Raw genomic sequence first — 3,227 nt, 5'->3', positions numbered from 1 at the left:
CCAGCGCGACAAGCTGATGGCGCTGCACGCACCCGTTGACGGCACCATCCAGCAGTTAGCCGTCCACACCGTAGGTGGTGTAGTCACGCCTGCACAGCCGTTACTGGTCGTAGTGCCAGCCGAAGAAGCACTGGAGGTCGAAGTCACCGTCTTGAACAAGGACATAGGCTTCATGCGCGCCGGTCAACCCGTCACCGTCAAGGTCGACAGCTTCCCCTACACCCGCTACGGCTATCTGACCGGCACGGTCGCCAGTGTGTCCCACGATGCCGCGCAGGACGAAAAGCTTGGCCTGGTATTTCCCGCGCGCATCAAATTGAACGGCAGCACGCTGGAGATCGATGGGGTCAAGGTGCGGATGAGTGCCGGGATGAGCTTGAGTGCGGAAGTGAAGACGGGCAAGCGACGGGTAATTGATTACTTGTTGAGTCCTTTAGGTCGGCACGGGCAAGAATCATTTAGGGAGAGGTGAGTGATTGGATAAATACATCTGCGCTTAGGATCTTCTCAAGTTGGTAACTAAATGGTGGTGTAAGTGAATTATATTGGAATAATTTTCCCATTGGTTCTGGCCCTCGCTGGATGCGATTACGGGCCTTCAGTAGAGCAGGCAGATATCAACCTTGCTATTCATCAGGCATTAGTGAGAGTGGGGGAGTGTGGTTCTGTTGAATCTTGTCAGAAAGCGAGTCGTGTCTTCTGGGAAAGGGATGGTAAAGGGGTTTATTACAGCATATACGGGGTTTCAAGCAAAAGAAAAATTGAATTTGTTTGCAGGGAGGTTGAAGAGGCGAAGAGGGAAAGTAAGGTAAATTATAAATTAAATTTATATTTTTTTTCGGAAAGTAAAATTCAATCTTTGGATAAAGTGATTTATCCGACGCCAATTTACATAAAGGAACTATGATGAGCGGCCCCGTGTACTATGTTGAAATTAGATACGATATTGGCGGTTCGAATAATATACCGCACACCTTTTTTGTAATTACGAAGCCTGACGGCAGTTCGCGTGAATACGGGTTTGCTCCCTTGGAGGGAGGTGCCCTCGCAGGGGATGGCGCAGTATACGAAACAGGTGTAGGAACTGCCGAGGGCGAGCACGAATATCAGGCTGCTAGTAGTAAATACTCAATAAATCAGGCTCAGTATGAATCCCTCATGGGATTTGTTGATTCAACGAGGGTAGGGTCTACCTATTGGGCGGGAGGTGACCATTTTTCTGCCAGTATGTATAACTGCACCACTTGGCAGAGCACTGCATTTAACGCAGCAGGCATAGATCTTCCAACTGAGGCTGATCATGCGTGGAATCCTTACCAGCAATATACTTACGATAGGATTGAAGACTTTCATGATGCTGCAAGTGATTGGATTAATGATAAGGTAAATGAGGTTGGCGACTGGAGTGAGAAAACGGCAGAGCAGGTTTCAGATTGGGTGAAAGACCAGGCGGATCGTGCCCAAAGGACAGGGGAAGAGTGGTACGACACTGCGAAAAAAAACTTAGCCGACGCTAAAAAGGCTGCGGAAGACTGGTATGAAGATGCTCAAAAATGGATAAGTGATAAGGCAGCCGAAATTGGCGATATGGTCGACGATCTATTCGATCGTGCACGTAAATGGATTCCTCGCAGGGATCCACTGACTCTTGATCTAGATGGCGATGGAATTGAAACAGTCGCAGCAAGCGGGAAAGTATTGTTTGACCATGATGGCGACGGCATTAAGACAGGTACTGGATGGATCGCTTCAGACGACGGCTTAGTTGTTTTAGATAGAAATGGTAATGGCACGATAGATGGCGGCAGCGAGCTTTTTGGGGTCGATACCATTTTATCAAATGGGGCTACTGCAAGTTCAGGGTTCTCAGCTTTAGCAGACTTGGATACTGACAAAAACGGAATATTTGATGTTGGTGATGCCGAGTTTAGTAATGTTAGGGTGTGGAGGGATTTGAATCAGGACGGATCGTCTCAAGCTTCCGAATTGGCTACGTTATTAGATGCAGGTGTTGCTTCAATTAAATTAAATCCCTCGACTACCGATGACCTTGATCTGGGTAACGGCAATATTGTCGATAATCGTGGTAGTTATATTCGTACTGATGGCACAGCTGGATTGGCTGGCGACCTTCAGCTAGCCATCAATAACTATTTTAGAGACTTTAGCGGATCGCTTGATAAGGTGGAAGTGAGTAGCGAGGCAAATCTCTTGCCTGGCGTTAAAGGTAGTGGCGCAGTTCGTGATTTAAAAGAAGCTGCAACCCTCTCTACCCAGCTGCTTGCATCCATCCAAGCCTTAGTGCCTGGAACTTCACGCGACGCAATGAAAAGTTCGCTCGACACGATACTGGCGCGCTGGGCAGCGACCTCCACAATGCAGAGCAGTGAAGAGATGCTTGAATCTGTCGGGGGAGCGCGCGAGCTGCTTTACCGTGGCGTTCTGCCAGCCGATATCGCGGCCCAGAGCCCCGAAGCTATAGATGCTTGGATCAAGCAGCAGCATGCAGAACTTGGTCCCATGATTGCCATCTTGGAGAAGTTCAATGGCTCCAGCCTGATCAGCTATCGCTTCGACCAAGCATCCACGGGTGGTAGTACCTATTCCTGGAGTGAGCTCGCCAAGCTGGATGGCACCAAGACGCAGGTCATGAATATCTTGTTGCAGCCAGAACAGGTCGAATCCATCAAAGCCGCGTACGCTAGTTTGAAAGAGTCTGTGTATGCAGGCTTGGTTATGCAGACGCGTCTTAAAGGCTACCTAGATGGAGTCAACATTCAGTTTGTTGATGGATGCTTAAAGTTCGATTACTCGGCGCTTGATGCGATGTTGGAGTTAAAGCGGGGCCGTCAGCTGGATGAGGCATTTCAAGATATTGTTGACTTGCACACCTATGGGAAGTCTTTCTTAGAAGGGTCAGGTTGGAAATTTGGTGAAATTCTTGATGCCTGGATTGGTGAAGCCGTGTCAAGTTCGGCGGGCATGAATGCGATGGCAGCGGCAAACATAAAAATAGTCAATGGAACCTTTGCAGGTACAGGTTCCGATGACTTGGTTTGGGGGGGCACTGGAAACGACGTAGTCGCTGGTGGTGCTGGCGCTGATCTGATCGGTGGTGGTTACGGCAATGATGTTTTAAACGGCGGGGACGGGAGCGACCAGCTTTTCGGCGGGATGGGCGATGACAGTTTGGATGGAGGCGATGGCAACGACCTGCTGCTCGGTGG

2 protein-coding genes and 1 pseudogene are annotated in these 3,227 nt (G+C 49.3%); all 3 read left to right on the top strand.

Features of this window, described 5'->3' with window-relative positions; genetic code table 11:
• Positions 1–472, top strand: a 472-nt coding sequence (locus tag AC1KVE_RS20980) for a beta-barrel domain-containing protein (RefSeq protein WP_481093115.1), incomplete at its 5' end; no start/stop codon positions are given.
• A gap of 63 nt (positions 473–535) precedes the next feature.
• Positions 536–907, top strand: a complete 372-nt coding sequence (locus tag AC1KVE_RS20975; RefSeq protein ID WP_184456553.1) for a hypothetical protein — start codon at positions 536–538, stop codon at positions 905–907.
• Positions 907–3,227 (top strand): annotated as a pseudogene (locus tag AC1KVE_RS20970) (calcium-binding protein); the annotation flags it as partial. The gene AC1KVE_RS20975 and the pseudogene AC1KVE_RS20970, both read left to right, overlap by 1 nt.

Source organism: Xanthomonas sp. NCPPB 2864, assembly GCF_056675615.1.
The sequence above is the reverse complement of the archived record's forward strand: the minus strand, read 5'-3'. Positions and strand labels throughout refer to the sequence as shown.